8 protein-coding genes and 1 pseudogene are annotated in these 6,507 nt (G+C 67.2%); 4 read left to right on the top strand and 5 right to left on the bottom strand.

Going from position 1 to position 6,507, the window contains the following annotated elements:
- Positions 1-22 precede the first annotated feature (22 nt).
- Entirely contained in the window at positions 23-673 is a 651-nt protein-coding gene (locus AC2VOG_RS01000) for a DUF5642 family protein (protein WP_486938050.1), read from the top strand.
- A 24-nt stretch (positions 674-697) separates the two neighbouring features.
- Positions 698-1,354: a DUF5642 family protein gene (locus AC2VOG_RS00995; protein WP_486938049.1), complete on the top strand. Its 657-nt coding sequence runs from the start codon at positions 698-700 to the stop codon at positions 1,352-1,354.
- 3 nt (positions 1,355-1,357) lie between these two features.
- Here AC2VOG_RS00995 and AC2VOG_RS00990 read toward each other — a convergent pair whose 3' ends face one another.
- Entirely contained in the window at positions 1,358-1,954 is a 597-nt protein-coding gene (locus AC2VOG_RS00990; protein WP_486938048.1) for an alpha-ketoglutarate-dependent dioxygenase AlkB, read from the bottom strand.
- A gap of 206 nt (positions 1,955-2,160) precedes the next feature.
- Between AC2VOG_RS00990 and AC2VOG_RS00985 the strand changes: the two genes are divergently transcribed.
- Complete coding sequence (locus AC2VOG_RS00985) at positions 2,161-2,376, top strand: hypothetical protein (protein ID WP_486938047.1); 216 nt, start codon at positions 2,161-2,163, stop codon at positions 2,374-2,376.
- 102 nt (positions 2,377-2,478) lie between these two features.
- Here the strand turns inward: AC2VOG_RS00985 and AC2VOG_RS00980 are convergent, their stop codons facing one another.
- Positions 2,479-4,035, bottom strand: a complete 1,557-nt coding sequence (locus AC2VOG_RS00980; protein WP_486938046.1) for a dolichyl-phosphate-mannose--protein mannosyltransferase — start codon at positions 4,033-4,035, stop codon at positions 2,479-2,481.
- A 25-nt stretch (positions 4,036-4,060) separates the two neighbouring features.
- On the opposite strand from AC2VOG_RS00980, the gene rsmI reads away from it, so the two are divergent.
- Entirely contained in the window at positions 4,061-4,897 is an 837-nt protein-coding gene (gene rsmI, locus AC2VOG_RS00975; protein WP_486938045.1) for a 16S rRNA (cytidine(1402)-2'-O)-methyltransferase, read from the top strand.
- Here the strand turns inward: rsmI and AC2VOG_RS00970 are convergent.
- From AC2VOG_RS00970 to AC2VOG_RS00960, 3 genes and pseudogenes are all read right to left on the bottom strand, one after another.
- Positions 4,853-6,115, bottom strand: coding sequence for an aminodeoxychorismate synthase component I (locus AC2VOG_RS00970; RefSeq protein ID WP_486938044.1), 1,263 nt, complete (start codon positions 6,113-6,115; stop codon positions 4,853-4,855). The two genes, rsmI and AC2VOG_RS00970, sit on opposite strands and share 45 nt — an antisense overlap.
- Positions 6,116-6,153: 38 nt before the next feature.
- Positions 6,154-6,252, bottom strand: a pseudogene (locus tag AC2VOG_RS00965) (RNA polymerase subunit sigma-24); the annotation flags it as partial.
- A 158-nt stretch (positions 6,253-6,410) separates the two neighbouring features.
- Positions 6,411-6,507: hypothetical protein (locus AC2VOG_RS00960; RefSeq protein WP_486938051.1), on the bottom strand; the 97-nt coding region annotated here is incomplete at its 5' end.

Raw genomic sequence — 6,507 nt, 5'->3', positions numbered from 1 at the left:
GTTATTCGGGCTGTAAGTTAGCATGCGTCTTTCGGCAGCGGCGGTGCTTGTGCTGCTCGCAGGGTGCGGCCGGCCGAGTGAGCCGCCGCCGGCGCCGGCACAGAGTGCGGCGGTGCGCCACGTCGACCCCGCCGATGTCAGGCGCGTGCGACGCGACCTTCCGCCCGGTTACGAGGTAGCGCAGGCGCTGGATGTGACTGCGCCAGCGGCCATTTGGGGACTCGGGGGACCAGGCGTTGCGAACCCGGCCCGTTGCGCACCGCTGGCCAATCCTATTCATGTCGAAGGTGGACGCACGCAGGGTATTTCGGGATCTGGACCGGGGGGCACGGTGTACGCCGTGGTGGTTGAAGGGCCTGGCGTACTGGATCACGCCTTGCTTGCCGGATGCCGGCAGTGGACCATGACCGGCCGGCGGGCCAGTGCGCGTGTTCACCTGGTTGACGCGCCACACATCGACGCCGCCGAAACCGTCGGGATGACAGCCGACATCGTTACCTCAGTCGAAGGTGGCAATGAAATCGGTTCGCAGGCAAGCACCTTCACCGCGTACCTGGGTGATTACTATGCGTTCACCACGCTGATCAGCGATCCCGGCTCGCCGCATGCGGCCCTGACGCCGCAATTCGCCGCCGACCTGCTGGTGAAAACCGTATCGGCCGTACGCGGTTAGCGGCGGTGCGTTAGATTGGCCTCAATGATGCGGATTGCGTTGGCCATCTGGGGGGTCTGTCTATTGGCGGCTTGCTCCCACGGACCGTCGGAGGCGCCCCCTCAAGCAGATATCGCCAAGATCGCGAAGGTGAAGTCCGACTTCGGGCCGGGCTACAAGGTGAAGGAAACCGCGAAGACCGGCATCGACCCCAAGGTGCTGGCGACGCACAAGCTGCCGCCGGGGCTGACGTTCGATCCGCCCGACTGTGCGTCATTTGTCGTCGGCGGGGACATGCCGGCGGGTCTACAGGGCAACATGGCCGCGGTAGCCGCCGAAGGCGACGGCGGGCGTTTCATCGCGATGGCGGTGCAGACGTCGGCGCCGGTGCCGTTCGAGGAGCCGTCGCGCAACTGCAAGAAGGTGGCGTTCCAGGGCGGGCGGGTTCGCGGCCTCATCGAAGTGGTCGAGGTACCGCAGATCGAGGGCACCCGCACCCTCGGCGTACACCGTGTCCTGCAGACCGTGGTGCAGGGCAAACCGCGCAGCGGCGAACTGTACAACTATTCCGCGCATTTCGGTGACTACCAGGTGATCGTCACCGCCAACCCGATGCTGGTGCAGGGTCAGCCACCGAAGCCTGTCGACACCAAACAAGCCCGCGACTTGCTCGTCAAGTCGGTCGCCGCCATCAAAGACTGACCGCTAACGGACGTCGCGGGGCCGGAACTGGATGCTGACCCGCGGCCCGGTGTGAGCCGAGGTCTTGGGCACCGAGTGCTCCCAGGTCCGCTGACATGAGCCGCCCATCACCAATAGATCGCCGTGCGCCTGCGGCAGTCGCAGGGATGAACCGCCGCCGCGAGGTCGCAGCGCGAATGTGCGGGTGGCGCCCAGGCTGACGATCGCCACCATGGTGTCGTGCACGCTGCTCCGGCCGACGGTGTCACCGTGCCAGGCGACGCTGTCGGACCCGTCGCGATACCAGCACAGCCCGACTGTGGTGAACGGCTCGCCGAGTTCGCCGGCATAGATGTCGTTGAGCCGCCGCCGAATCCGGGCCAGCCACGGATGAGGCGCCTCGTCGGCGGTCAGGTCGTAGAAGCTCACCAGCCGCGGGACTTCCAGGACGCGGTCGTACATCTGGCGGCGTTCGGCCCGCCACGGGATGGTCTCGAGCAGCTGGCCGAGCAGTTCATCGACGCCGGTCAGCCAACCGGAACGGATGTCGATCCAGGCTCCTTGACCCAGGGATAGGCGTTCGTTGCACTCGAACAACGATTCCTGTACTGCGATCGCCACAGTGCCGATTGTATCGCACAATTGTTCGATTCACGGGGCGGTGGGTTCACCGGGCGGCAGTTCACGACCGGGCACGACCTCAATGAGCCCAGGTAATGCGTTGCGGGACTGATCAGGTCACCGACACGCGCGAAACGGGACACCAAAGGGTCACGATGCGGTCGCTCGACTGCCCATGCTGCGCGGAAACTGGCACTGTCGTGGTTGTGACTATTGATGTTGACGACGATCTCGTCCTGTACACCGACAAGCGCCCTTACCGCTGCGCGCGCGGCCACTGGCTGCTGCCTGGACACATGATGGTCGGCAGCAGGTCATGCTCCTGCGGTCGGGGTCGGCACACCACCTGGGAATGCGAGTGCGGCGATATCACCTATTCGCCGAAGGTGCGCGACACCTGCGAGTTGAGCGGGAGTCGCTGACTTTTCACGCGAAACAGATGCCACGGCAGTGGTTGTGCGCGGCAGCGCGACCCCGGGTTCTCTTTCGTGGCGATGTTTGTGGACAACCGGTCGCGTCCAGCGTTAACGCCAACTGGGCAGCCAGATCTCCATATTCCAGGTGTTCTGCGAAATCGGCTGCCCGGTGAGCACTGGAAACAACCAGGCAAAGTTCGTGAAAACCATTGCTATGTAACAAGACACGGCGATAAGCCCGAGGCTGCGACGCTCCGCGCCTTGACCTGGCTGGTAGAGGATGTCGCCGAGGATCAACGCGATGGTCATTGCCAGGAACGGTGCCATGGTCGACGCATAGAAGAAATACATCTGCCGGTCGATGTCGGCGAACCACGGTAGCCAGCCGGCGCAGTAGCCGACCAGTACCGCCGCGTAACGCCAGTCGCGTCGTACCAGCATCCGCCAGCAGGCGTACAACAGCACGGGCACCGAAATCCACCACAGTGCCGGTGTGCCAACCAGCATCACCGCTTTGACGCACGACTGCGCGCCGCAGCCCGCGACGTTCTGCTGGTCGATCGCATAGAGCACCGGCCGCAGCGACATCGGCCAGGCCCACGGTTTGGATTCCCACGGGTGGTAATTGCCCGCGGCATTCGTCAGGCCGGCGTGGAAATGATAGGCATTGGCGGTGTAATGCCACAGCGAACGCATCGCGTCGGGCAGCGGCAGTGGGAAAGTCGACTTTGGGCCGATGGATTGGCCGACCTCGTGCCGGTCGATCGCCGTTTCGGACGCGAACCACGGCGCGTAGCTGGCCAGGTACACCCCGACTGGAATGACCAGCAGCGCGTAGGCCGTCGGGAACAGGTCGCGGCGCACCGTGCCCAGCCACGGCCGCAGCGCCCGGTACTGCCGCCGGGCCGCGACGTCGAACGCCAACGACATCGCGCCGAAGAACGCCACGAAATACAGGCCGGACCATTTTGTCCCACAAGCCAAGCCGAGCAGCACGCCGGCGCCGAAGCGCCACCACCGCACGCCCAGCCGCGGCCCCCAGAGCGTCTCGTCGATGCGGCCCTGCGCGGACGCGATATGCATCCGCTCGCGGACCTGATCGCGGTCGACGATCAGCGCACCGAATGCCGCCAGCACCAGGAACGTCAGAAATCCGTCGAGCAGCGCGGTGCGCGCCACCACGAAGCTGACCCCGTCGGCGATGACGAGCAGGCCCGCGATCGCGCCGACGAGTGTCGATCGGCTGATCCGCCGCACGATCCGCACGACCAGCGCCACCATGACCGTGCCCAGGATCGCGCCGGTGAATCGCCAGCCCAGCCCGTTGTAGCCGAACAGCGCCTCGCCGATCGCGATCAGCTGCTTGCCCACCGGGGGATGCACGACCAGGCCGTAGCCCGGGTTGTCCTCCACCCCGTGGTTGTGCAGCATCTGCCAGGCCTGCGGCGCGTAATGCTTCTCGTCGAAGATCGGGGTTGTGGCGTCGGTGGGCGAGTCGAGGTTCACCGTTCGGGTCAGCGCGGCCAGCATGGTGACCACACCGGTGACCACCCAGCCTTGGAGTCGGTCGACGGGACCAAAATCGGGCGCCGGGGCCACTGGGCCCGGGCTGATCACCGGTACTTCGTCGTCGGCGACGAGGTCGTCGGTCTCGATCGTGGTCATCGGATCCGATCGTAGGCTGTGGCACATGACAGACGGTCGACTGCTGCTGGGCGCCACGCCGTTGGGTCAGCCGTCCGACGCGTCACCGCGACTGATCGCTGCGCTGGCCACCGCCGACATCGTGGCCGCTGAGGACACCCGCCGGTTGAGGTTCTTGGCCAGGGCGCTGGATGTGGTGATCGGCGGAAAGGTGGTCAGCCTGTTCGACCACAACGAAGCGGCCCGGGTGCCCGCGCTGGTCGAGCAAATTCGCGCCGGCGCGACGGTGCTGGTGGTCAGCGACGCCGGGATGCCGTTGATCAGCGACCCCGGCCATCGACTGGTGGCCGCCTGTGTCGAGGCCGGCCGGCCGGTGCAGTGCCTGCCGGGCCCGTCGGCGGTGACGACCGCGCTGGCGGTGTCCGGTCTGCCGTCGGAGCGGTTCTGCTTCGAGGGCTTCGCCCCGCGTAAGCAGGGTGCCCGCCGGGGCTGGCTGGCATCGCTGGCGGCCGAACAGCGCACCGCGGTGTTCTTCGAGTCGCCGCGGCGCCTGCCCGCCTGCCTGCTCGACGCGGTCGCCGAACTCGGTGGGGACCGGCGTGCGGCGGTCTGCCGCGAATTGACCAAGGTGCACGAGGAAGTGGTGCGCGGATCGCTGGACGAGCTGGCCGCCTGGGCGGCCGACGGCGTGCTCGGCGAGATCACCGTCGTGTTGGCCGGTGCAGTGCCTCAGGCCGACCTGGCCGCACTGGTGGTTGTGGTGAGCGATCTGGTCGACGACGGGATGGGCGTCAAAGACGCTTGCGCGCAAGTGATTTCCGCGACTCCGGGCGCGCCGTCACGGCGCGAGCTCTACGACGCGGTGTTGCGCGCCCGACGATGATGCCACGCCGGCCCCGATGATCGGTGCCGCCTTGTGCAGGCATTCCTGCCACTCGGCGTCGACGTCGGAGTCGGCGGTGATCCCGCCGCCAGAGCCCAGCACCGCGTTGCCCACCGCGTCGAATTCCACCGTGCGGATCGCGACGTTCAACTCGCAGCCTGCCACCGGGGAGGCCAAACCCACTGTGCCGCAATAGACCCCGCGTCGTGATTGCTCCCATTGCGAAACAAGTTCGCGGGCGCGGAGTTTGGGTGTGCCGGTGACGGACGCCGGCGGGAAGGTGGCGTCCAGCAGCGCCGAGGTCGGCAGCTCGAGTGGAACCTGCGCCGACACCGTCGACACCAGATGCCACACCCCCGGCGCGGGCCGCACCACGAGCAGCTCGGGCACCGTGACCGATCCGGTGACTGCGACCCGGCCCAGGTCATTGCGAACCAGGTCGACGATCATCACGTTCTCCGCGACGTCCTTGGCCGACGCACGTAGCGCCGACGGGGGAGCGTCGATCGGCAGCGTGCCCTTGATCGGGCTCGAGGTCACCAGATCGCCACGGCGACACAAGAACAGCTCCGGTGACAGTGACGCGACCGCGCCCCACGGCCCGGCGACGTAGGCCGCCCGGGCCGGCGCGGTGCGCGCGACGCCGTCGAGGAAGAAGTCCAGCGGATCCCCCGCGATCGTGCCGGTGAACTGGGTGCACACGCATGCCTGATACACCTCGCCGGCCCGGATGGCCTCCAGACAGGCCAGCACCCCGGCGCGATGCGCCGCACGATCGGCGGCGTCCCAGTCGATCCGGAACTCCCGCGCGGGTGTTGGAGTGCTGAGCGCTTGAGCGAGCCAGCCGGGCATCGTTGCCCCGGACAGGCTCTCGTACCACCACTGCCGGTCGAGGTCACAGCGCAGCACGCAATCTGTCCAGCCGCCGGCAGCCTCGGGTACCCGCGCGGGCTGCCCGCCGGAACCCGGATCGGGATAGGACAGGTAGCCGATCCAGCCGCCGCCGACCGTCGTGCTGTGTGAGCCGGGTCGCACGTCGAACGCTTCGGCCGGGTCGACGGGCTGAACCGACAGGCTCGGCGCGATGACGGCCAGCGCGCCGAACCACTGGCCGGTCAGCGCCGCCGGTAGCGGCAGGTCCAGCCGGTTGGTGGCGTCGCCGATGGCGCGCAGCACCTGGTGGGGGCTGCCCAGATCGCCGAGCCGTTCGATTCGCACGCCTCTAGCTTGGCAGAAATCTCAGCGGCGGCTGATTTTGCGCTGGCCTTGCCGTTGCTGTCGGCGGTCCAGACCACGTCGGGGGCCAGCATAGACATCACCGCCTGCACATCACCGCCGGCCGCCGCGGCCATGAACTCCGTCGCGATCCGGGCGTTCTGCTCGGGGGCCGGGAGTTGCCTTCCCAGCGTCGAGATCGACGTTTTGGCAGGCCTGCACGTGAACTTTGTTGCCAAAACGTCGATCTCGGTGCGCAAAGTCGACGTAACGCCCGGTGAAGGTGCGGACCAGACGACTAGTCGACCTGATAGCGCGGAAAGACACCGGAAGGCGCCGGCAACCTGGTGCCCGGCTCCAGCCGTGCACCGATGGCGGCAAAGCTGCGTTGCTCC

Source organism: Mycobacterium sp. TH-M11 (assembly GCF_057473725.1).
This window is presented reverse-complemented; position numbering and strand designations above follow the sequence as displayed.